This window comes from Micrococcus sp. TA1, assembly GCF_014199555.1.
Classification (GTDB): domain Bacteria; phylum Actinomycetota; class Actinomycetes; order Actinomycetales; family Micrococcaceae; genus Citricoccus.
The window spans coordinates 1,363,397-1,385,698 of the sequence record NZ_JACHNW010000001.1; the positions used below are offsets into that span (position 1 = coordinate 1,363,397).

A 22,302-nucleotide genomic window follows, 5' to 3' on the forward strand; every position below is an offset into this window, starting at 1 on the left:
CCTCAGAGGCCGGCGAGCACCCGGACGACGTCCAGCGACGGCACGTCCAGCTCGACATCGGCGTGCGGGCGCAGGGCGGGCTTGGCGCAGAACGCCACGGCCAGCCCTGCGGCCTGCAGCATGTCGATGTCGTTCGCGCCGTCGCCCACGGCGATCACCCCGGCAGGGTCCACCCCGGCCTCCGCGGACCACGCGCGCAGCATCCGCGCCTTGACGGCACTGTCCACGACGGCCCCGGTCACGCGCCCGGTCAGCCGGCCGTCCACGATCTCCAGGTCGTTGGCCCGGTAGCGGGTCAGCCCGAGGTCGGCGGCCAGCGGCGCCAGCACCTGGGTGAAGCCGCCCGAGACCGCGCACACCTCCCAGCCGGCGTCGCGGAACGCGGTGATCACCTCGCGGGCCCCGTCCTGCGGCTCGACGGCGGCCGCCACCTTCGCGATGACGTCCTCCTCCAGCCCGGCCAGGGCCTGCACCCGCTGGTGCAACGACTGGGCGAAGTCCACCTCACCCCGCATGGCGGCCTCCGTGACCTCCGTGACCTCCGCCTCGCGCCCGGCATACGCGGCCAGCAGCTCGATGACCTCCTGGCGGATCAGCGTGGAGTCCACGTCCATCACCAGCATCCTGGGCGTGGCCGAGACGGCGTCCGCGGGCACCACCGCCACGGCCGCGCCGTGGGGCAGCAGGGCCGGATCCGGCCGGCCGGCCGGCTCCCCGGCGGGGACGTCCCAGCGCCAGCCGTGGAAGCCGACGCCGGAGACCGGTTCCGCGTGGGCGGGCACCCCGACCGGCGCGTCATCGCGGCCCGGCCCACCGGCGGCGGGACCGGCCTCCCCGGGGAGGTAGACGAGGACCCGGTCGGTCGCGGCCCCGGGCCGGGAGGCCGGGGTGAGTCCGTCGTCGTCGGTGACTGCTGCGGTGAAGGATGCAATGGGCGCCATGCCGTGGCCTTTCGTGCTGGGAAGGGTCCTCCTAGCCTAGTGTTTGAGGCATGACCAACCCTTCTGACGGACTCCAGCGCGCCAGTCATGCCCCTTCGACCCTCGTCCCCTCGGGCGAGGCAGTGGTGGAGATGGCGGCGGTGGGGGTCCGCAGGGGAACCAAGGAACTGCTGCAGGACATCCACTGGCAGGTGCGTGAGGGCGAGCGGTGGATCATCATGGGCCCCAACGGGGCCGGCAAGTCCACCCTGATGCAGGTGGCCTCCACGCGCATGCACCCCACGACCGGCATGGTGGGGATCCTGGACGAGGTCCTCGGCGCCGTCGACGTCTTCGAGCTGCGCCCGCGCATCGGCCTGTCCTCCGCGACGCTGGCCCAGCAGCTCCCGGGCCAGGAGACCGTGCTGGATGCCGTGGTGACGGCGTCCTGGGGCGTGATGGGCCGCTGGAACGAGGACTACGACGCGCAGGACGAGGAACGGGCCCGGCGCCTGATCTGGCAGTGGGGACTCAGCGGCTATGAGGACCGGCGCTTCGGCACCCTGTCCGAGGGCGAACGCAAGCGCGTTCTGGTGGCCCGGTCGCTCATGACCGACCCGGAACTGCTGCTGCTCGACGAGCCCGCGGCCGGCCTGGACCTGGCCGGCCGGGAGACCCTCGTGCGGGCCCTGACCCGCCTGGCCGCCGATCCGGCCGCGCCCACCCTGGTCCTGGTCACCCACCACGTGGAGGAGATCCCGCCGGGCTTCACCCACGCACTGCTGATGCGCCAGGGCCGCGTGGTCGCCGCCGGTCCGCTGGAGCAGACCCTCACCGAGGACAACCTCTCCGCCGCCTTCGGCCTGCCCCTCAAGGTCACTCGCGACGAGGGCCGTTACACGGCCGTCGCCCGCTGACCGGCGCACCCGTCGCACCGGAGGGGTACTGCGTGGAATTCCTGGGCCTCGAGCTCTGGCAGGTGGCCGTCATCCTGCTGGCCGGATTCTGGGCCGGCACCATCAACACCCTCGTCGGGTCCGGCACCCTGGTGACCTTCCCGGTGCTGGTCGCCATGGGATTCCCCCCGGTGACCGCCCAGATCTCCAACGCCATGGGCCTGGTGGCCGCGGGCGTGTCCGGGGTGTTCGGCTGGCGGCGTGAGCTGGCCCAGTCGCGCGCGGTGCTGCCGGCGCTGACGACCGCCTCGCTGACCGGGGGGCTGGTCGGCGCGTTCCTGCTCATGGTGCTGCCGGAGGAGGTCTTCGGGGTCGCGGCACCGATCCTGATCGTGGTGGCCCTGGGCTTCGTGGTGTTCCAGCCGCGGATGTCCGCGTGGGTGCGCCGCCGGAAGGCGCGCCAGGCCGAAACGGACGGCCAGGAGGGGACGCCGGAGGCCGCGACGGCCCCGGGGCCGGGGGCCGTGACCCGCGTCGGCGCGGAGGACCCGGGCGTCCCGACGGGACCGGTGACCCCGCTGCTGTGGCTGCTGACCTTCGGCGCGGGTGTCTACGGGGGGTACTTCGTGGCGGCGCAGGGCGTGTTGCTTCTGGGCATCCTCGGGGTGTTCATGGGCGGGGCCCTCGTCCACGCCAATGCCGCGAAGACCTACCTGTCCCTCATGGTCAACCTCATCGCCGCCACGTCCTACCTGCTCTTCGCCTTCGACCGCATCGACTGGCGGGCCGTGCTGCTCATCGCGGTCTCCTCCATGCTCGGTGCCAGCCTGGGCGCCCGGATCGGCCGGCGGATCAGGCCGTTCTGGCTGCGGGTGGTCATCGTCGTCGTGGGCCTGGCCGGCCTGGCGAACATGGTCTGGCGGCTGGTCGCCGGTGGGTGAGGCAGTGGGCCGGCCCGGGGGCCAGCCGGGGAGTCAGTCGGGGAGTCAGCCGGTGGAGCTGACCGACGTCTCCGATCCGCGGGTGGAGGTCTACGCCCGGCTCACCGACGCCGCCCTGCGCCGACGGCAGGACACCGTCCACGGCATCTACCTGGCCGAGTCCTCGCAGGTGGTACGCCGCGCACTGGCGGCCGGGCACACTCCCCGGTCGTTCTTCCTCACCCACCGGTACCTGGAGTCGATGGCCGACGTGTTCGCCGCGCATCCCCGGGTTCCCGTGTACACCGGCACGGACGAGGTCCTGGAACGCATCACCGGTTTCCACCTGCACCGCGGTGCGCTGGCCGCCATGGACCGGCCGGCGCCGCGCACCGTGGACGAGGTCCTGGCCGGGGCGCGGCGGGTCGCGATCCTGGAGAACGTCTCCGACCACACCAACCTCGGCGCGATCTTCCGCTCGGCGGCGGGGCTGGGGGTGGACGCCGTCCTGGTCAGTCCCGAGTCCGCCGACCCGCTCTACCGGCGCAGCATCCGCGTGTCGATGGGTACCGTGTTCGCCGTGCCGTGGGCCCGGATCGGGGAGGCCGACGGCCGGGGCCGGTCGGCCTGGCCCGCCGAGCTGGACCGGTTGCGGGGCGAGGGGTTCACGGTGGCCGCCCTCGAGCTCAGCGAGGAGGCCATCCCCGTGGACGCCCCGGAGCTGCGCGGACACGACCGGCTGGCCCTGGTCCTGGGCGCCGAGGGCCCGGGGGTCACCCCGGCGACGCTCGCGGCCTGTGACCTGCACGTGGCGATCCCCATGTCCGCCGGGGTGGCCTCCCTCAACGTGGCCGCCGCGTCGGCCGTCGCCTTCTGGGAGTTGCGTTCCCGCGCCTGAGGGCCGATGCGCTATAGTTGATCCTCGGCCGTGCCGCGGCCGACCCCCCAACGTTCCTGAAAAGCTGCTGGCAAAATCCAGTGGCGCATGCGAAGGATTCCCCATGAAGACTGACATCCACCCCGATTACCAGCTGGTGATCTTCAACGACCTGGCCTCCGGCGAGAAGGTCCTCACCCGCACCACCACCTCCTCGGACAAGACGATGGAGTGGGAGGACGGCAACACCTACCCGGTGATCGACGTCGAGATCTCGGCCGCGTCCCACCCGTTCTACACCGGCAAGCAGCGGATCATGGACACCGCCGGCCGCGTCGAGCGCTTCAACGCCCGCTTCAAGGGCTTCGGCGGCAAGAAGTAGTCTTCCGCCTCCACGACATCCCGGAACCGGGGTCGAGCCGGCCGTCCTCCCTCGGGAGGCGGCCAGGACTCGGCCCCGGTTCCTGTCTGTCTACCCGACTGCCCTCGTCCTGCGGCGGTCAGACGTCCAGGACGGGGAAGTAGCCGGTGCCTTGGTAGTCGTCCTCGTCGCTGGGGGAGCGACGGGCATCGTCCGTGCGCGAGCTGTCCCGCACGGCCAGCACGCAGCCGGCGGTCGACATGAAGAGCATGATGATCCCCAGCGGATTGCTCAGCGCGGCGGCCACGCCTTCGGCCTGAGGTCCCACCAGGGCGCCGAGCACGGAGGAGGCGCCCTCCCCGGTGTCCGGCAGCGTGAAGCCCAGCCCGAGGCCGCAGGCCCAGGCGATCAGCAGCAGCCCCAGGGACCGGGCGGAGGGCTGGCGTCCCGCGCGGCGGCGGGGCACCGCGAGGGCGGTCACCGAGAGCAGGAACAGGACCGGCGCGAGCGTCAGCGCATAGACCGCCGTGAGGTCCCCGGCGCTGTCCGTCAGGAACCGGCCACCGGCCATCCAGAGGGGCACCGCCACGGCCAGGATCCAGCCGGCCCTCGTCGTCCACCGGCGAAGGGCACCCGCGTCGTTCGTCATGCCCCGAGCCTACCCAGCCCCTCTCACGTCCACACTTCGGAGGATCCCCGGCGGTGCGAACCCAGCAGGTGGGTGTCGATGATCCCGATGGCCTCCATGAGGGCGAACATCGTGGTCGGTCCCACGAACCGGAAACCCCGCGCCCGCAGCGCTTTCGACAGCGCCGTGGACTCGGGGGACGTGCTCGGGACCTCCGCCGGGGTCTGCGGCCGGGGGGTCTGTTCCGGCTGGAACGACCAGACGAACTCGGCGAGCCCGCCGTCCGGCCGCAGCCGGAGGGTGGCCCGGGCATTGCCGATCGTCGCCAGAATCTTGGCCCGGTTGCGGATGATCCCCGCATCGGCCAGGAGCCGGTCCACCTCGGTCTCCCCGAAGCAGGCGACCTGTTCCGGGTCGAAGTCCGCGAAGGCCCGCCGGAACGCGGGCCGCTTGGCCAGCACGGTCCGCCAGGAGAGCCCGGACTGGAAGGCCTCCAGGGACAGTCGCTCGAACACGCCGTGCTCGTCCCTGACGGGCAGGCCCCACTCCGTGTCGTAGTACTCGCGCAGCAGGGGATCGGTGGCGGCCCACGGCGGGCGGGCGAGGCCGTCCTCCCCGACGACGAGGGCGTCCGGCAGCGGCTCGCTCACGCGGCGACCGCCCGGTTCTCGAGGCCCAGCAGCGTCTCCTTGGCCTCGAGCCCGCCCAGGTAACCCCCCAGCCCGCCGTCCGAGCGCAGCACCCGGTGGCAGGGGACGACGACCGGCAGCGGGTTGGTGGCGCAGGCGGTGCCCACGGCCCGGACGGCACCGGGTCGGTCGAGGAGCTCGGCGACCTGACGGTAGGACATGGTCCGCCCGTAGCCGATCTCCGGCAGGCGCTGCTGCACGGCCCGCCGGAAACCGTGGGACAGGGCGAAGTCCAGGGGCACCCCGAACTGCCGCCTGCGGCCGGCGAAGTACTCCTCCAGTTCGGCCGCGGCCGCGTCCAGCTTCCAGGGAGCGTGCAGGATGCGGGGCCCGAGCCGCTGGGCCAGCCCGGACAGGACCTCATCGAAGCCCTCCCGCTCGAAGGCGACCCGGACCAGTCCCCGCTCGGTGGCGGCCAGCAGGAGCCGGCCCACGGGGCTCTCGAGGATCCGGTAGGCGACCTCCAGCAGGGCCTCGTCCTCCGCCCGGTGGGCCAGCCTCCCGGCCAGTCCGGCCAGCTCGGCCTCGGACACCGAGAAAGCCGGCAGGCTCCCGGGGCCCAGGGGTGATGGTGTCGTCATGACGTGGTCCTCATCGTGTCTCGTTTCGTCTCGTCTCGTCGTGTCTCGTCTGACCGCTCAACCGTCATAGCGGTCCCGAAGGGTCCTGAGCCCGTCGGCCGCCGCCCGGCGGACGGCCTCGGGGGTGCTGCCGATCAGCTCGGCCGTCTCGGTGTGCCTCAGGCCTCCGAGGTAGTGGTACGCGATGGCCAGTCGCTGACGTTCGGGCAGCGCGGCGACGGCCGTCCACACGGCCGCGTGCCCGTCCGCGTCACTCGCCGGTGCCACCACGGTGTCCGGCAGTTGCTCCACCGGCACGGGCTGCCGTTGCCGGGCGCGCAGCACGTCGACCGCCTTCCGGCCGGCGACCCGCACCAGCCAGGCCTCCAGGTTCGCCACGGCCTCCAGGTCCGGCCAGGACCGCAGGGCCGCGAGGAAGGTCTCCTGCCAGGCGTCGTCCGCGTCCGGACCCGGTCCCAGCACGGCGCGGCAGACCCGCAGCACGGTGGCACCGTGCGTGCGGACGGCCAGGTCGAAGGGCGGCATCATCGTCATCACACCGTAGTCGTCGCCGGGAGGGAAAACGTGAGGTCCGGCCCCCGGCCAGGGGTTCATGGTGGCCAGGGGGTTCATAGTATGGAGGGATGAGCGATCACCATGGTGAATTCAAGGTGCCCGGCGGCAAGCTGGTCATCGCCGACCTCACCGTCTCGGACGGTTCCGCCCCCGGGGCGGGGACCATCACGAGCGCGAGCATCAACGGTGACTTCTTCCTGGAGCCGGACGAGGCCCTGGAGCACATCAACCGGTCGCTGGTCGGCCTGTCCCAGGAGGCACCCCACGGGACCATCGCGGAGGCGGTGGACGCCGCCGTCGGGCCCGGGACGGTCATGTTCGGCTTCGACGCGCACGCCGTGGCCACCGCGGTGCGCCGGGCCCTGGGCCACGCCACCACCTGGGAGGACCACGAGTGGGAGGTCCTGGCCCCCCAGCCCCTGCCCATCACCACCCAGGTCGCTCTGGACCAGGTCCTCACGGAGGACGTGTCCGCCGGACTGCGCCGGCCCGCACTGCGGCTGTGGCAGTGGACGGAGCCGGCCGTGGTCATCGGGTCCTTCCAGTCCCTGGCCAACGAGGTGGACCCGGACGGGGTCCACCGGCACGGCATCTCCGTGGTGCGCCGCATCTCCGGGGGCGGGGCCATGTTCATGGAGGCCGACAACTGTGTCACCTACTCGCTGTACCTGCCGCAGTCCCTCGTGGACGGGATGAGCTTCGCCGACTCCTACCCCTTCCTGGACGCGTGGGTGATGGAGGCACTGCGCCGCACGGGCGTGGAGGCGTTCTATCAGCCGCTCAACGACATCGCCACGCCGCAGGGCAAGATCGGCGGCGCCGCCCAGAAGCGGTTGTCCGGCGGGGGCCTGCTGCACCACGTCACCATGAGCTACGACATCGACGCGGAGAAGATGACCGACGTGCTGCGCATCGGCCAGGAGAAGCTCCGGGACAAGGGCATCCGCTCGGCGAAGAAGCGCGTCGACCCGCTGCGCCGGCAGACCGGGCTGACCCGGTCCGAGATCTGGGAGGTCATGATGGACACCTTCGCCGAGCGCCACGGTGCCCTCCGCAGCACCCTGACCGAGGACGAGATCAGCCGCGCCGAACAGCTCGCCGCCGGCAAGTTCGCCACCCCGGAGTGGACCGCGCGGGTCCCCTGACGCCGGACCCGGTCACCGCCCGGCGGCCTGGACCCGCAGGGAACGGACCAGGTCGTCCGTCCGCTCGACGACGATCCGCAGCAGCGCCCTCGGCGCCTCTGGGTGCTCCGCCAGCCACGCGCGCGCCGCCGCGACCACGGGGTGGGCGTCCTGGGCGTCGGGACCCCCGGGCAGTGCGTCCTGGGCCGCGGGGAAGAGCCCCCCGATGGTGCGCGAGGCCAGCCCGTTGGACCGGCCGGCCCAGATGCCCGTCAGCTCGGGCCAGTACCGGGGGGTGAACGGCGCGGCGAGGTCCGGGCGGGACGCGGTGAATCCCGCGGCGACGGCTGACAGGTGATCGTTGGAGAGCACGCGGCCGTCGGCCGTCCGCCCCGTGATGACCGCGGTCCAGGCCTGCTCGCGCACCCGCGCCTCCGGCACGGCGGCCGAGGCCGTCCGGTGCCACACGGCCGTCTGCGCGGTCACCTCCGCGGCCAGCGCCCGGTCCAGGCGGTCCTGGTCCGCCCGGCCCAGCGCCGCCAGGGCCTGCAGGGCCGCCCAGCGCATCTCGGCGTCCACCTCCAGTCCGGGCGCGACGGCGGCGCGCCCGCCCTCCGCCGTGCCGTCACCGGCAGGGCGCGCACCCCCGGGCCAGCCGGCCAGCACCGATTCCAGGACCGTGACGACACCGCGCACGGCATCGTGGTCCGCGTCCTCGGCGTCGCCGGCGTCGCCGGCATCGGCCGCACCGCGCGCGAGCAGGGCGAACACCCGCATCGCGGCCCGCTGGCGGTCGCTGCCCGCCACAACGCTCCCGGACCCGCTCAGCGCCTCGCGCAGGGCGGCCCCGAACCGCACCCGCAGCCCCGTCCTCACGCCGGCCGGGGCGTAGCGGCGAATGGCCGTCTCCGCCTGCCCGAGGACCTGGGAGTACAGGCCGACGTCCTCGAGGTGACCGGAGAGCCGGCAGCAGGCCCCCACGAAGTCCGCGGCCGGCAGCAGCCCGTCGCGCGTCATGTTCCACAGCGCCGCCCACACGGTCGCCGCGGCGAGGCTGTCCGTCACCGGGTGCTCGAGCACCGCCGCCACGGAGGCCGGGTCCAGCCGGATCTTCGCGTAGGTGAGGTCCTCGTCGTTGGGCAGCACCAGCCGCACGGCCCCGGCACCCTCGCCGCCGGCTGCCTCGTGACCCGCCGCGCCCCCGGCCGCGATGTGCGCCCCGGTGGCACCGGAGGCCACCTCCACGTCGGTGACGGCCGTGCGCACCAGCCGGCCGCCGTCGTCGGGGGCATAGCGACCCACCCTGAGCACGTGTGGGCGCAGGACCTGCCGCCCCGTGGCCGGGTCCGTGCCGCGCTGGCACAGCACCGGGGTCTCCCCGTCCCGGACCCACAGCTCCGGGACGCCCGCGGTCTGCAGCCACTGCACCGGCCAGTCGGCGAGGTCCCGGCCGGAGACCTCCTCGAGCACCGCCAGGAAGTCCTGCAGCGCCGCGTTGCCCCAGGCGTGCCGGGCGAAGTACTCCCGGGAGGCCGCCATGAACGCCTCTCGCCCCACGAACGCCACCAGCTGCTTGAGCACCGAGGCGCCCTTGGCGTAGGTGATGCCGTCGAAGTTCTGCCGGGCGGCCTCGAGGTCGGCGATGTCCGCGACGATCGGGTGGGTGGTGGGGTACTGGTCCTGGACGTAGGCCCACCCCTTGCGCCGGTGCGCGAAGGTGGTCCACGCGTCCGTGAACTCCGTGGCCTCGGCCACGGCCAGCGTCCCCATGTAGTCCGCGAACGACTCCTTCAGCCACAGGTCGTCCCACCACCTCATGGTGACCAGGTCACCGAACCACATGTGGGCCATCTCGTGCATGATCGTGGTGGCCCGGCCCTCGTACTGGGCCCGTGTGGCGCGTGAGCTGAACACGTAGTCCTCGGTGAGGGTGACCAGCCCCGGGTTCTCCATCGCCCCGAGGTTGTACTCCGGGACGAAGGCCTGGCCGTACCTCCCCCAGGGGTAGGGCACCCGGAACAGGTCGTGGAAGTGGTCCAGGCCGGCCCGCGTGGTGTCGAAGACCCGTTCCGCGTCCATCGCCCCGGCCATCGAGCGCCGGCAGTACAGGCTCAGCGGCACCACGGGCGCCCCGGACCCCGGGTGGCCGTCCCAGCGGTCCTCCCAGACCGCATACGGTCCCGCCAGCAGCGTGGTGATGTACGTGGACATCGGCGGTGTGGGGGAGAAGTCCACCGTCACCAGGCCCTCGCCCGCGTCCCGACGCGCGGCCTCGGGCTGGTTCGAGGCCAGCACCCAGTCCGCCGGCCCCGTCAGGTGGAACGTGAACCGTCCCTTCAGGTCCGGTTGCTCGAACGTGGCGAACACCCGGCGGGCGTCCGCCGGCTCGTACTGGGTGTACAGGTAGGTCCGGCCGTCCGAGGGGTCCACGAAGCGGTGCAGGCCCTCACCCGAGGTGGAATAGAGCGCCGTGCCCACCACGGTCACCTCGTTGCTCCCGGCCAGGTCCGGCAGCAGGATGCGGGACCCGCCACAGACCTGCGCGGTGTCCAGGCAGCGGCCGTTGAGCACCACGGACTCGACCCCGTCATGGATGAAGTCCAGGAAGGTGGACGACCCCGGGTCCGCGCAGGAGAAGGTCAGGGAAGTCCTCGTGCGGAAGCCGGTGGCCTGCGCATCCAGTGCGGTGCCGAGGTCCACGTGCACGTCATAGTCGTGGACGGTGACCAGCGCCGAGCGCTCGCGGGCCTCCTCGCGGGTGAGGTTCGTGCGGTCCAGGAAGGCCGGTTCGGCTGTGGGCGTGGTCACCATGAAGGTATTCAACCACTGTTTCAGGTTTTCCGCCGTGGACCGGCACCCGCGCGAAATGTCCCGTTGCGGTGCCGGGCCGTGGAATGCTGGTGGACATGTCAGACCTGTTTGCCGCATACGCCGAGGCGCTGGAGCGCGGCGACGCGTGGGACGAGATGTTCGCCCCGGGATTCACGCTGCGCCAGGACTACCGTCCCGTGCAGCGTGCCCTGGACGAGCTCTCCCTCGACGACGTCACCGCCCGGGCGGACTCGATGGCCCGGACCTTCCTGGACCGCGGCGTCACCTTCGACTACGCGGGCGAGGAGCGGGCCTGGCCCCTGGACATCGTCCCCCGCGTCATCCCCGCGGACGACTGGGAGGTCCTGGAGCGGGGCGTGGCCCAGCGTGTGCGGGTGCTGGAGGCCTTCCTGGACGACGTCTACTCCACGATGTCGGTGGTGCGGGACGGGGTGGTGCCCCGGTCGCTGATCACCACCAGCGCCCACTTCCACCGCGCCGTCCACGGCTTCCGCCCCGCCGGCGGAGTGCGCGTGCACGTCTCCGGCATCGACGTGGTGCGCGACGCCGAGGGGACCTTCCGCGTCCTCGAGGACAACGTCCGGGTGCCCTCGGGCGTCTCCTACGTGCTGGAGAACCGGCGGGCGATGTCCAAGGGCCTGCCCGAGGCCATCGGGTCCGTCAATGTCCGTCCCGTCGAGGAGTATCCCCGTCGCCTGCTGGCCGCGCTGCGCACGTCGGCGCCGTCGGAGATCGAGGACCCGGTCGTCGTGGTGCTCACCCCGGGGGTCTACAACTCCGCCTACTTCGAGCACACCCTGCTGGCCGGGATGATGGGCGTGGAACTGGTCGAGGGGCGTGACCTGGTCACCCGGGCCAACAAGGTCTACATGCGAACCACCGACGGCGAGCGGCGCGTGGACGTGATCTACAAGCGGATCGACGACGACTTCCTGGACCCCCTGCACTTCCGTTCCGACTCCGTCCTCGGGGTCCCGGGGATCGTCAACGCCGCCCGGGCCGGCAACGTCACCATCGCCAACGCGGTGGGCAACGGCGTGGCCGACGACAAGCTCGTCTACACCTACATGCCGGACCTGACCCGCTACTACCTGGGCGAGGATCCCATCGTCCCCAACGTGGACACGTTCCGGCTCGAGGAGCCCGAGGCCCGCGAGGAGGTCATGGACCGCCTGGACGAGCTCGTGGTCAAGCCGGTCGACGGGTCCGGTGGCAAGGGCCTCGTCATCGGGCCTGACGCCTCACCGGCCGAGCTCGAGGAATTGCGCCGCAAGGTCCTCGCCGAACCCCGGGGCTGGATCGCCCAGCCGGTGCTGCAGCTGTCCACGGTGCCGACCCTGGCCGGGGGCCGCTTCGCCCCCCGGCACGTGGACCTGCGGCCGTTCGCCATCAACGACGGGCACGACGTCTGGGTCCTGCCCGGCGGGCTGACCCGCGTGGCGTTGAAGGAGGGGTCGCTGATCGTGAACTCCTCCCAGGGCGGCGGGTCCAAGGACACCTGGGTGATGGCCCGCACCGGCGCGGAGGCGCGCCCCGCGGCCCACCGGGAACCCGAGCCACAGGTGCACGTGGTCGGGGACGACTGGCCCGAGGGGCAGTCGCAGAGTCCCCTGGACGAGATCGGACTGCTGCCCGAGCAGCAGCAACAACAGGGAGGGGCATCATGCTGAGCCGCATCGCCGAGTCGCTGTTCTGGATCGGCCGCTACGTGGAGCGCGCCGACGGCACCGCCCGCATCCTCGACGTGCACCTGGAACGGCTCAACGGGGCGAGCGCCCAGGAACAGGAGACCGTCACCCGGGAGCTGCTGACCATCATGGGCGTCCCGCAGCCGGAGGAGTACACGCTGGGCTCCCTGCTCAACACGCTGGCCTACACCCGGACCAGCACGCACTCCGTCGCCGGTTCCCTGGGCGCGGCCCGGGAGAACGCCCGGCGGGCGCGCGAGACCGTCTCGTCCTCCCTCTGGGAGGCGCTCAACACCACGTGGTACGGCCTCGGCCAGCACCGCCGGGACATGGTCGGCACCTATCGGTTCTGCCATTGGGTGCTGGAGCGCACCGCCATGATCCGCGGTCTCGCCGACTCCACCATGAGCCATGACGAGGCCTGGCTGTTCCTGGAACTGGGCCGCTCGCTGGAGCGGGCCGACATGACCGCCCGCATGCTCGCCACCCGCGAGTCCGAGGCCCTCGGCCTGTCCTGGGTCAACATGCTGCGGTGCGCCGGGGCCTATGAGTCCTTCCTGCGCACCCAGCGGGCCACCGTGGGCGAGGAGCACGCCGGTGAGTTCCTGCTGCTGGACCGGCTCTTCCCGCGCTCCGTGCTGCGCGCGCTGCAGGACGCCGAGGAGTGCCTGATGGCCCTGGACCCGTCCTACCAGCGCGTAGGCTTCATGGATGACGCTCGGCGGATCGTGGGGGAGATGCGTTCCACGCTGGAGTACTCGACCCCGGACCAGCTGGCCGCCTCGCTGCCGATCTTCCTGCACCAGGTCCAGCTCTCCTGCGCCCGGGCCTCCGAAGCCATCACCAACAAGTACTTTTCCCGGGGTCAGGAACTGTCCTGGGTGGGAGAGGTCTCATGAGCCGCCTGCACATCACGCACCGGACCAACTACGCGTACAACAGCCCGGCTACGACCTCGTACAACGAGGCCCGGATGACCCCGGTGACGGACGCCCAGCAGATCACCCTGGAGTCCTCGATCACCATCACGCCCCGGCAGGCGGTGGCCACCACCTACCGCGACTACTGGGGCACCCGGGTGACCTCGTTCGACGTCCACGTCCCCCACGACACCCTCGAGGTCCTCGCCTCCGCCACGGTGGAGGTCCACCGCGCCGATCCGCTCGTGCCGGACGACGACCTGGCGGACTGGGACCGGATGGAGTCGACGGAGACGGTGCACGAGTTCTCCGACTTCCTGCCGCAGACCCGGCTGTCCGATCCGGGCGACGACGCGCGCGAGCGGGCCCGCGCCCTGCGCGCCCCGCGGCCGCACCAGAGCGCCCGCAACGTGCTGGAATGGCTCGACGAGGCCATGTCCTACCAGCCGGGCGTCACCGCCGTGACCTCCGGGGCCGAGGATGCCCTGGCCACCGGCAAGGGCGTGTGCCAGGACCTGGCGCACATCGGGATCGGCATGATGCGCGCCCTCGGCATCCCCGCGCGCTACGTCTCGGGGTACATCCACCCGAAGCCCTCGGTGCCGCTGGGCACCGAGGTGGCCGGACAGTCCCATGCCTGGCTGGAATGGTGGGACGGCGCCTGGCACACGTGGGACCCGACCAACACCAAGCCGGCCGGCGACCTCCACGTGCTCGTGGGCCGCGGCCGCGACTACCGCGACGTGACCCCGCTGAAGGGGATCGTGTCCGGGGGACAGGGCTCCCGCCTCTCCGTCGAGGTGCTCATGCGCCAGGTGGCCTGATCCCGCACCAGAACAACCCTGATTCCTTGTGTCAGTGACTACAAGGGATCAGGGTTGTTCTGGTCTGGAGCTGATCAGGTCAGGGGCGGCACGAACTGGCCCTTCGCCAGCACGGTCAGGCCGGAGTCGGTCACCGTGAAACCGCGGGACTCGTCCTCCGCGCGGTCGAACCCGATCTGCACGCCCTCGGGCACGACGATGTTCTTGTCCAGGATGGCGTTGCGGATCTTGGCGCCCTTGCCGACCACCACGCCGTCCAGCAGGACGGACTGCTCCACCCACGCCTCGTTGTTGACCCGCACGTCCGTGGAGAGCACCGACTGGGCCACGGTGCCGCCGGACACGACGACGCCCTGGGAGAGCATGGAGTCCACCGCGGTGCCGGGCCGCTTGGTGGCGGACCGCACCAGCTTGGCGGGCGGGGACACCGACTGGCTGGTGAAGATCGGCCAGTCGCTGTTGTACAGGTTGAAGTCGGGCCACGGCTTCACGAGGTCCATGTGCGAGTCGTAGTACGCGTCCAGGGTGCCGACGTCCCGCCAGTAGTGGGATCCTCCCGATTCCCCGGGCACCTGGTTCGACGTGAAGTCGTAGACCCCGCAGTCGTTCTGCCCGACGAACCACGGCACGATGTCACCGCCCATGTCGTGGTCCGTGTCCTCCATCTTCGCGTCCTCGTTGATGGCGTTCACGAGCGCGTCGGCCGTGAAGACGTAGTTGCCCATGGAGGCCAGGAACTGGGTGGGATCGTCCGCGAGGCCCTGCGTCGTGGGGGGCTTCTCCACGAAGCGCTCGATCATCGTCGGATCCTCCGGACGGGTCTCGATCACGCCGAAGGACGAGGACAGCTCCAGGGGCTGGCGCACCGCGGCCACCGTGGCCGAGGCGCCGGAGGCGATGTGCTGGTCCACCATCTGCTGGAAGTCCATCCGGTAGACGTGGTCGGCGCCGATGACGACGACGATGTCCGGACGGGCGTCATGGATGAGGTTCATCGACTGGTAGATGGCGTTGGCGCTGCCCAGGAACCAGTCCTTGCCGCGACGCTGCTGGGCGGGGACGGACGCGATGTAGTTCTGCAGGAGGGTGGAGAGGCGCCAGGTCTCGGAGATGTGCCGATCCAGTGAGTGCGACTTGTACTGCGTGAGCACCACGATCTTCAGGTACCCGGAGTTGACCAGGTTCGACAGGGCGAAGTCGATCAACCGGTAGCTGCCGGCGAAGGGCACCGCCGGTTTCGCGCGGTCCGCCGTCAGCGGCATCAGCCGCTTCCCCTCGCCGCCCGCCAGGACGATCGCCAGCACCCTCTTCTGAGGCATTTCCTTCATCCCGTTCCGTCGATGTAGTGAACTTCCTTCACAGTAACGGGACTTCGTCACTCTGGACTACGTTGTAGTCGTGCGGATAGACATTGTGACCAAGGAGTTCCCCCCGGCCATCTACGGAGGCGCGGGCGTCCATGTCGCCGAGCTGTCCCGGGTCCTCGCGCCCCGGACGGAGCTGCACGTCCATGCCTTCGGCGAGGACCGCGACCCGGACTACCACGGCGCCTCCGTGACCAGTTACCGGGTGCCCGGGGGGCTCCAGGACGCCAACGCGGCGGTGCAGACCCTCGGCACCGACCTGGTGATGCTGGAGAACCTGGCGGGGACCGACCTCATCCACACCCACACCTGGTACGCGAACATGGCGGGCCACCTCGGCGGGCTGCTCCACGGCGTGCCGCACATCCTCTCCGCGCACTCCCTGGAGCCCCTGCGGCCGTGGAAGTCCGAGCAGCTGGGTGGGGGCTACCGGGTCTCCTCCTGGGCGGAGGCGACGGCCTACGCCTCCGCGGCCGCCGTCATCGCGGTGTCCGAGGGCATGCGCCGTGACATCCTCGCCGCCTACCCGGACATCGACCCGGACAAGGTGCGGGTGGTCCACAACGGCATCGACACCGACCGGTGGACCCCGCAGCCGGAGACGGACGCCCTGGAACGGCACGGCATCGATCCGGCCCGCCCCACCGTGGCGTTCGTCGGCCGGGTCACGCGCCAGAAGGGCGTGCCGTACCTGCTCCGGGCCGCGGCACGCCTCGATCCCGAGGTCCAGATCGTGCTGTGCGCAGGCGCCGCCGACACCCCCGGGCTCGCGGCCGAGGTCAACGCGCTCATCCAGGACCTGCAGCGGACCCGCGACGGGGTCGTGGTCATCGAGGGCATGTTGCCCCGCAGGGACGTCGTGCAGATCCTGTCCTCCGCCACGGTCTTCGCCTGCCCCTCGATCTACGAACCGCTGGGGATCGTGAACCTGGAGGCCATGGCCTGCGGGACCGCCGTGGTGGCCTCGGCCGTCGGCGGGATCCCGGAGGTCGTCCAGGATGGCGTCACCGGGCGGCTCGTGGCCCTGGAACAGGCCACGGACGGCACCGGGACACCGCTGGAGGAGGAGCGCTTCGTGGCGGACTTCGCCGACGCCCTCACCGCCGTCCTGGGTGACCCGGAGCAGGCCGCGCGCATGGGTGCCGCGGGACGCCAGCGGGCCATCGACCACTTCTCCTGGGAGTCGATCGCCGACCGCACGCTCGAGGTCTACTCCGCCGTCCTGGCCTGAGCACCGTGTCGACGAGGCCCCGGCCCCTGCACGACGGCAGGGACCGGGGCCTCGGCGTCCGGGACGGTGCGGGGCGGTGCGGCGCCGCGGTGTCCCTCGGCTCAGCGGTGGGAGCGCGTGCCCTGCACGGACCTCTCCGGGACGGGAGCGTCGGCACTGGCCCGCAGGATGCGGTAGTACTCGGCGGCCTCGTTCTGGCGCCGGGCCTCCTCGCCGGTGGCCACGTCCATCCGGACGTGCTCCGGAGCATAGCCCCAGGCGTCCACCAGGTCCTGGGCGTGCGGCCGCAGCCGGTAGGCCAGGCGGTTGATGTACTGGCGCAGGGTGCGCGCACGCTGGGGTGAGATGCGGGAGTTCTCCAGGAACCAGCCGAGGTCGTCCTCGATGACCCGCAGTGCGAAGAGGTCCCGCAGCCAGGTGAGGACCTGACGCGTGTGATCGTCCTCCACGCGCTCCACGGCCCGGGTGAAGGCCTCCCACTCGAGCAGTTCGGCGTGGTTCCGGGCGGCGTCGATGAGTTCGGTCTGGTGGCGGTTGAAGGTGGCCGCCTGCTCGGCGCGTGACTTCCTGGCCACCGGGAGCAGCGCCTGGGCCACGGCGCCGGTCTTGGTGCGCACGCGGTCCTCCAGCAGGGCGCGCTGGACCGCGGTCTCCTTGAACCAGTTGGCGCTCTTGCGTTCCGACCCGGCGTCCTGGACGGACTGGACCACCCGGCGCAGGCCGGACCGGTGGACGACCGCCTCGGTGGCCCGGGCCGCGACGAACTTCGACAGGGCCCCCACGGAGAACCCGGAGAGCTCCTTCGAGTAGTCCGCCAGGAGCCGCTTGCCCACCAGCTGGAGCAGGACGTTGTTGTCCCCCTCGAAGGTGACGTAGATGTCGAGGTCCGCCCGCAGGGACGCGAACCGGTTCTTCGCCATGAAGCCGGCCCCGCCGCAGGCCTCGCGGGCCTCCTGCAAGGTGTCCAGGGCGTTCCAGGTGGCCAGCGGCTTGATCGCGGCCGCCAGGGTCTCGAGCTCCTGCCGGTCCTGGTCGGAGTCGGACTCCCCGGAGAACACGGAGTCGAACTTCTCCAGCAGCTCGTTGCCGGCGAACGCGTCCGCGTAGGTGCGGGCCAGCCGGTCGATCAGCCGCCGCTGGTGCAACTGGTAGTCCATCAGGACCTCTTCATGGGTGTCCGAGGTCGCGTTGAACTGCCGACGTTCGTTGCCGTAGGTGACCGCGGCCTTCAGGGCCAGCGCCGAGACGGCCGCACCGGACAGCGCCAGGGACACCCGGCCCTGGACCAGGGTGCCGATCATGGTGAAGAACCGGCGCCCCGGGGAGCTGATGTCGGAGGAGTAGGTGCCGTCATCGGCCACCGAGCCGTACCGGTCGAGCAGGTTCGTGCGGGGGATGCGGACGCGATCGAAGTGCAGCCGTCCGTTGTCGATGCCGTTGAGTCCTCCCTTGAGCCCGTCGTCCTCGCCGCCGACGCCCGGCAGGAACGCCCCGGACTCGTCCCGGAGGGGCACGAAGAAGGCGTGCACGCCGTGGTTCACGCCGCGGGTGACCAGCTGGGCGAAGACCACGGCGGCCTTGCCGTGCAGGGCCGCATTGCCGAGGTAGTCCTTCCAGGCGGCCTTGAAGGGGGTGTGCACCTCGAACTCGTCGGTCTCCGGCACGTAGGTGGCGGTCGTGGCGAGGGAGGACACGTCCGAGCCGTGGCCGATCTCCGTCATGGCGAAGGCCCCGGGCAGTTTCAGGCTGATGACGTCGGGCAGCCACTTGTCGTGGTGCTCCTGGGTGCCCAGGTGCATGATGGCCGAGCCGAACAGGCCCCACTGCACGCCGGACTTGATCTGCAGGGAGGGATCGGCGGTGACCACCTCCACGAAGGCGGCGATGTTCCCGCCATGGTTGTCCTCGCCTCCCAGGTGCGCGGGGAACGCCTTCTGGACGACGCCCAGGTCCACGAGCAGTCCCAGCTGTCCGAGCACCCGTTCGCGGTGTTCGTCCATGGGCAGTCCCTCGACCTTGTGCAGGCGCGGGTCCTTGACGATCTCCCGGGACTGCCGGCGCTCCGCGGCCCACCGTCCGAGCAACAGGTCCTGGATCCGGTCCATGTCGAGTCCACCGGGTTCGGCCGGTGACACCGCGCTGGAGGCCGCGACCGGCACCGCGGCCTGGTCGGTGTCCGGAACGGGTGAGACGGCGACACCGTCCATGGCGGGGTCCGGGTGGGCCGCTCCGGCCTCGGCGGTTCCGGCCAGGACGGTGGAATCAGGGGTGGTGGTCATGACGTCTCCTGTCGGGGAGTGGGGGAGGAGGAGTGCTGGGGCGCGTAGGTCCCGGCCAGTCCGGCCGTGAGCCACGAGGTGATCTTGCGGGCGAGGCGGTCGGCCTCGGGCCTGCCCGGACCGGGAGGGGTGGCCAGCCAGGTCTCCCCGGCGGACCGGACCATGCCGATGGCGGCACGGGGCCAGTACCACGTGGCCGACCCCTCGGACGGCTCGCGGCCCTGCTGTCTCAGGTAGGTCCGGAAGTGCACGTCCATCACGGCGGCGATGCGGTCCGAGAAGTCGGCCATGGCCGCCGGCTGGGAGCCGTCCAGGGCGGCCGCGTCGGCGGCCTCCGGCGGCAACCGGGTTGAGAAGGCATAGACGTGCGGGGACGACTCCGCGAGCCGCAGGTAGACCGAGATCATCGCGTAGAGGCCGTCCAGGGCGTTCTCGGAGGCCTCCGCGGCGGTCAGCAGCTCGCGCTCCATGAACTCGATGGCGCGCTGCCCCACGGCCACCTGCAGGCCGTTCTTGTCCCCGAAGTACCGGTAGAAGACGCTCTTGGACGTCCCCGCGTGGGCGGCGATCTCGTCCATCGAGGCCTGGGGGCCGAGGTCGTGCACGGCGTGGCGGGCGGCGCGGATCAGTTCGCTGCGGCGTTGCTGACGATGCCGGTCCCAGCGCGTGCTGCGGCCGTCCGCCGCGGCCGGGGCGGACGACGGGGAGGCCGGCGACTGGAGGGGGTGCCGGCCCTGGGCTGCGCTGTTCACGATACTGAGCGTATCAGGTACTGTGGGTTCCAGTAACCCACCTCACACGTTCCGTCCGCGCCACGGCCCGCCGTGACCACCCGAAGGGATCACCATGACCGAGAACCCCCAACAGCAGACCTCCAGCACCGGGACCGCCGCCATCGCCGGCGGTCCGCTGCGCCAGGCCGTGGTCATCGGCGGCAACAGGACGCCCTTCGCCCGTTCGCACGGCGCGTATGCCTCCGCGAGCAACAAGGACCTGCTGACCGCCGCACTGAACGGGCTGGTGCCCCGGTTCGGCCTGCAGGGGGAACGCATCGGGGAGGTCGCCGCCGGCGCCGTCATCAAGCACAGCCGCGACTTCAACCTGACCCGCGAGTCCGTCCTGGGCACCGTCCTCGACCACTCGACCCCGGCCCACGAGGTGCAGATCGCCTGCGCCACGGGCATGGAGGCCATCGGCGGGCTGGCCAACAAGATCCGCCTGGGCCAGCTCGACTCGGCGATCGGGGGAGGCGTGGACAGCATCTCCGACGCCCCCCTCGTCTTCAACGACGCCGCCCGGTCCGTCCTGATGGACCTGAACCGCGCGCGCACCGTCCAGGACCGGATCAAGGCCGTCCTGAGGTTCCGCCCCGGCCACCTGGCACCGGAGGCCCCCGGCACGGAGGAGCCCCGCACCGGCCTGTCCATGGGCGAGCACCAGGCCCGTACCACCCACCGCTGGGGCATCACCCGCCAGGCCCAGGACGAACTGGCCCTGGCCAGCCACCACCACATGGCCGCCGCCTACGACCGGGGCTTCTTCGACGACCTCGTCACCCCCTTCGGCACGCTCACCCGGGACAACAACCTGCGGGCGGACAGCACCCTGGAGAAGCTCGCCTCACTCAAGCCGGCCTTCGGCCGCGACCTGGGCGACGAGGCCACCATGACGGCCGGCAACTCCACGCCGTTGACGGACGGTGCCTCCGCCGTGCTCCTGGGCTCCGAGGACTGGGCCGCCGCACGTGGACTGCCGGTGCTGGCGGACTTCGTGGACTTCGAGACCGCGGCGGTCGACTTCGTCGACGGGCAGGAGGGACTGCTGATGGCCCCCGCCTACGCCGTGGCCCGACTGCTGCGGCGCCAGGGCCTGACCCTGCAGGACTTCGACTACTACGAGATCCACGAGGCGTTCGCCGGCACCGTGCTGGCCACGCTCAAGGCCTGGGAGGACGAGGAGTTCTGCCGCGAGCGGCTCGGCCTGGACGCCCCCCTCGGACCGATCGACCGGGCCCGGCTCAACGTCAACGGCTCCTCGCTGGCCGCCGGCCACCCCTTCGCGGCGACCGGGGGACGGATCACCGCCACGCTGGCCAAGATGCTCCACGAGAAGGGACCGGGCTCGCTCGGGCTGGTCTCCGTCTGCGCGGCGGGCGGCCAGGGCATCGTGGCGATCCTCCGAGGCCGCTGAGCCCCACCCCGCAACCCCCGCCCCGCAACCCCCTGCCCGCCACCTCCACCCGGCCCCCAGGAGCACAGATCCCGTGAGCACCGATTCCTACACCGCCCTCGTCAACCGGCCGCTGGGACACAGGCTGGCCCAGGCCCTCGGCCTGCCCCAGCCCGCCATCCTGCGCCGCCACCGGCCCGGAGCCCCCCTCGTGGAGGGTCCGGTGCTGGTCCTCGGCGGCGGCCCCGCCGCCGACGAGGCGGCCGCCCACCTGCTGGACTGGGGCCAGGACGTGCGGCGCCACCCGGCCACGCAGGACCGCTACGGGGCCGTCGTCGCCGCCTTCGACGACGTGTCCACCCCGGCCGACCTGTCCGCCACCGCCCTGGAGCTGGGGTCCGTCCAGCGCCAGCTGGGCGGCTCGGGGCGGGTGGTCACGGTGTACCGGGATCCGGCCGGCATCCCGGATCCGGCCGTCCGCGCCGCCCGCAAGGGCGTGGAGGGGCTGACCCGGTCCCTCGCTCACGAGATGCGCCACGGGGGCACGGCCAACGGGATCATCCTCGGGGAGGGCGTCTCGCTGGGGGCCCCGGGTGCCGCCGGCGCGCTGCGCTTCCTGCTCTCCGGGCGCAGCGCCTTCGTCTCCGGCCAGTTCATCCCGGTCGCCACCGACGGCGGTGCGACCCCCCGGGACTGGGACCGGCCCCTGGCGGGTCGGGTCGCCGTCGTCACCGGTGCCGCCCGGGGGATCGGTGCCGCCATCGCGGAGACGCTCCACCGCGACGGTGCGACGATCGTCGGGGTGGACGTCCCGGCCGCCGGTCAGGGGCTGGCCGACGTCGTGAACGCACTGTCCGGCAGTGCACTGCAACTGGACATCACCGCGCCGGATGCCGGCGAGCGGATCCTGGCGCACTGCCGGGAGCGCCACGGGCGAATGGACGTCGTGGTCCACAACGCCGGCATCACCCGGGACCGCAAGCTGGCGAACATGGACGCGGCCCGGTGGGACTCCGTCATCGCCGTGAACATCGAGTCCCAGCTGGCCATGAACCGCGTCTTCCTGGCGGCGGCCGGCAAGGGCGTCGTCGCGGCCGGGTTGCGCATCGCCTCGCTGGCCTCCACCTCGGGGATCGCGGGCAACGCCGGACAGACGAACTACGCGGCCTCCAAGGCGGGGGTCATCGGCATGGTCTCGGCCACCGCGCCGCTGATGACCGGTGGCGGGACCATCAACGCGGTGGCCCCCGGGTTCATCGAGACGGAGATGACCGCGAAGATCCCCTTCCTCACCCGTGAGGTGGCCCGCCGGATGAACTCGCTCTCCCAGGGCGGCCGGCCGGTCGACGTGGCCGAGGCCGTCTCCTTCCTCGTCTCCGACGCCGCCGGCGGGACCTCCGGCGCCACCCTGCGGGTGTGCGGCCAGGGGATCATGGGGGCCTGA

At 71.8% G+C, this 22,302-nt stretch carries 20 protein-coding genes; 11 read left to right on the forward strand and 9 right to left on the reverse strand.

What is annotated here, in order from left to right; genetic code table 11:
- Positions 1-2 precede the first annotated feature (2 nt).
- Positions 3-941, reverse strand: a complete 939-nt coding sequence (gene serB, locus GGQ69_RS05945; protein ID WP_183525845.1) for a phosphoserine phosphatase SerB — start codon at positions 939-941, stop codon at positions 3-5.
- Positions 942-1,072: 131 nt separating this feature from the next.
- On the opposite strand from serB, the gene GGQ69_RS05950 reads away from it, so the two are divergent.
- From GGQ69_RS05950 to GGQ69_RS05965, 4 genes are all read left to right on the forward strand, one after another.
- Complete coding sequence (locus GGQ69_RS05950) at positions 1,073-1,837, forward strand: ABC transporter ATP-binding protein (protein WP_183528350.1); 765 nt, start codon at positions 1,073-1,075, stop codon at positions 1,835-1,837.
- Between the two features lie 32 nt (positions 1,838-1,869).
- Complete coding sequence (locus GGQ69_RS05955; RefSeq protein ID WP_183525847.1) at positions 1,870-2,757, forward strand: sulfite exporter TauE/SafE family protein; 888 nt, start codon at positions 1,870-1,872, stop codon at positions 2,755-2,757.
- A 52-nt stretch (positions 2,758-2,809) separates the two neighbouring features.
- Complete coding sequence (locus GGQ69_RS05960; protein ID WP_183525850.1) at positions 2,810-3,634, forward strand: RNA methyltransferase; 825 nt, start codon at positions 2,810-2,812, stop codon at positions 3,632-3,634.
- Between the two features lie 103 nt (positions 3,635-3,737).
- Complete coding sequence (locus GGQ69_RS05965; RefSeq protein WP_183525853.1) at positions 3,738-3,995, forward strand: type B 50S ribosomal protein L31; 258 nt, start codon at positions 3,738-3,740, stop codon at positions 3,993-3,995.
- Between the two features lie 118 nt (positions 3,996-4,113).
- On the opposite strand, the gene GGQ69_RS16440 is transcribed toward GGQ69_RS05965, so the two are convergent.
- Genes GGQ69_RS16440 through GGQ69_RS05985 form a run of 4 tightly spaced genes read right to left on the reverse strand, consistent with a single transcriptional unit; the run spans position 4,114 to position 6,400 of the window.
- A complete protein-coding gene (locus GGQ69_RS16440) occupies positions 4,114-4,623 on the reverse strand; it encodes a hypothetical protein (protein ID WP_183525857.1) in 510 nt (169 codons plus the stop codon).
- Between the two features lie 23 nt (positions 4,624-4,646).
- Positions 4,647-5,252, reverse strand: coding sequence for a DNA-3-methyladenine glycosylase I (locus GGQ69_RS16445; protein ID WP_298045450.1), 606 nt, complete (start codon positions 5,250-5,252; stop codon positions 4,647-4,649).
- Positions 5,249-5,872 (reverse strand): methylated-DNA--[protein]-cysteine S-methyltransferase, encoded by a 624-nt coding sequence (locus GGQ69_RS05980; RefSeq protein WP_183525860.1) that lies wholly within the window; start codon positions 5,870-5,872, stop codon positions 5,249-5,251. Before GGQ69_RS05980 ends, GGQ69_RS16445 begins: the two co-directional genes overlap by 4 nt.
- A 57-nt stretch (positions 5,873-5,929) precedes the next feature.
- A complete protein-coding gene (locus GGQ69_RS05985; RefSeq protein WP_221243575.1) occupies positions 5,930-6,400 on the reverse strand; it encodes an RNA polymerase sigma factor in 471 nt (156 codons plus the stop codon).
- 95 nt (positions 6,401-6,495) lie between these two features.
- Between GGQ69_RS05985 and GGQ69_RS05990 the strand changes: the two genes are divergently transcribed.
- Positions 6,496-7,572 (forward strand): biotin/lipoate A/B protein ligase family protein, encoded by a 1,077-nt coding sequence (locus tag GGQ69_RS05990; RefSeq protein ID WP_183525866.1) that lies wholly within the window; start codon positions 6,496-6,498, stop codon positions 7,570-7,572.
- Positions 7,573-7,584: 12 nt separating this feature from the next.
- Here GGQ69_RS05990 and pepN read toward each other — a convergent pair whose 3' ends face one another.
- Positions 7,585-10,362, reverse strand: a complete 2,778-nt coding sequence (gene pepN, locus GGQ69_RS05995) for an aminopeptidase N (RefSeq protein WP_183525869.1) — start codon at positions 10,360-10,362, stop codon at positions 7,585-7,587.
- A gap of 95 nt (positions 10,363-10,457) precedes the next feature.
- Here pepN and GGQ69_RS06000 point away from each other — a divergent pair, with 95 nt between their 5' ends.
- From GGQ69_RS06000 to GGQ69_RS06010, 3 genes are read left to right on the forward strand one after another with little or no spacing between them, the layout of a single operon-like run.
- Complete coding sequence (locus tag GGQ69_RS06000; protein ID WP_183525872.1) at positions 10,458-12,053, forward strand: circularly permuted type 2 ATP-grasp protein; 1,596 nt, start codon at positions 10,458-10,460, stop codon at positions 12,051-12,053.
- Entirely contained in the window at positions 12,047-12,970 is a 924-nt protein-coding gene (locus GGQ69_RS06005; protein ID WP_183525875.1) for an alpha-E domain-containing protein, read from the forward strand. The genes GGQ69_RS06000 and GGQ69_RS06005 overlap by 7 nt, the downstream gene beginning before the upstream one ends.
- Positions 12,967-13,815, forward strand: a complete 849-nt coding sequence (locus GGQ69_RS06010; protein ID WP_183525877.1) for a transglutaminase family protein — start codon at positions 12,967-12,969, stop codon at positions 13,813-13,815. The genes GGQ69_RS06005 and GGQ69_RS06010 overlap by 4 nt, the downstream gene beginning before the upstream one ends.
- Positions 13,816-13,889: 74 nt before the next feature.
- On the opposite strand, the gene glgC is transcribed toward GGQ69_RS06010, so the two are convergent.
- On the reverse strand, positions 13,890-15,134 hold the full coding sequence (glgC, locus tag GGQ69_RS06015) for a glucose-1-phosphate adenylyltransferase (protein WP_183525880.1): 1,245 nt from the start codon (positions 15,132-15,134) through the stop codon (positions 13,890-13,892).
- A gap of 79 nt (positions 15,135-15,213) precedes the next feature.
- Between glgC and glgA the strand changes: the two genes are divergently transcribed.
- On the forward strand, positions 15,214-16,410 hold the full coding sequence (gene glgA, locus GGQ69_RS06020) for a glycogen synthase (protein ID WP_183525883.1): 1,197 nt from the start codon (positions 15,214-15,216) through the stop codon (positions 16,408-16,410).
- A 101-nt stretch (positions 16,411-16,511) separates the two neighbouring features.
- Here the strand turns inward: glgA and GGQ69_RS06025 are convergent, their stop codons facing one another.
- Both GGQ69_RS06025 and GGQ69_RS06030 read right to left on the reverse strand, forming a co-directional pair.
- A complete protein-coding gene (locus GGQ69_RS06025; protein ID WP_370577165.1) occupies positions 16,512-18,617 on the reverse strand; it encodes an acyl-CoA dehydrogenase in 2,106 nt (701 codons plus the stop codon).
- Positions 18,618-18,685: 68 nt separating this feature from the next.
- On the reverse strand, positions 18,686-19,441 hold the full coding sequence (locus tag GGQ69_RS06030; RefSeq protein ID WP_183525890.1) for a TetR/AcrR family transcriptional regulator: 756 nt from the start codon (positions 19,439-19,441) through the stop codon (positions 18,686-18,688).
- A 94-nt stretch (positions 19,442-19,535) separates the two neighbouring features.
- Here GGQ69_RS06030 and GGQ69_RS06035 point away from each other — a divergent pair, with 94 nt between their 5' ends.
- The gene (locus GGQ69_RS06035; RefSeq protein ID WP_183525893.1) at positions 19,536-20,879 is read left to right on the forward strand and encodes an acetyl-CoA C-acetyltransferase; all 1,344 of its coding nucleotides are present in this window, start codon (positions 19,536-19,538) and stop codon (positions 20,877-20,879) included.
- A gap of 73 nt (positions 20,880-20,952) precedes the next feature.
- The gene (locus GGQ69_RS06040; RefSeq protein WP_183525896.1) at positions 20,953-22,302 is read left to right on the forward strand and encodes a 3-oxoacyl-ACP reductase; all 1,350 of its coding nucleotides are present in this window, start codon (positions 20,953-20,955) and stop codon (positions 22,300-22,302) included.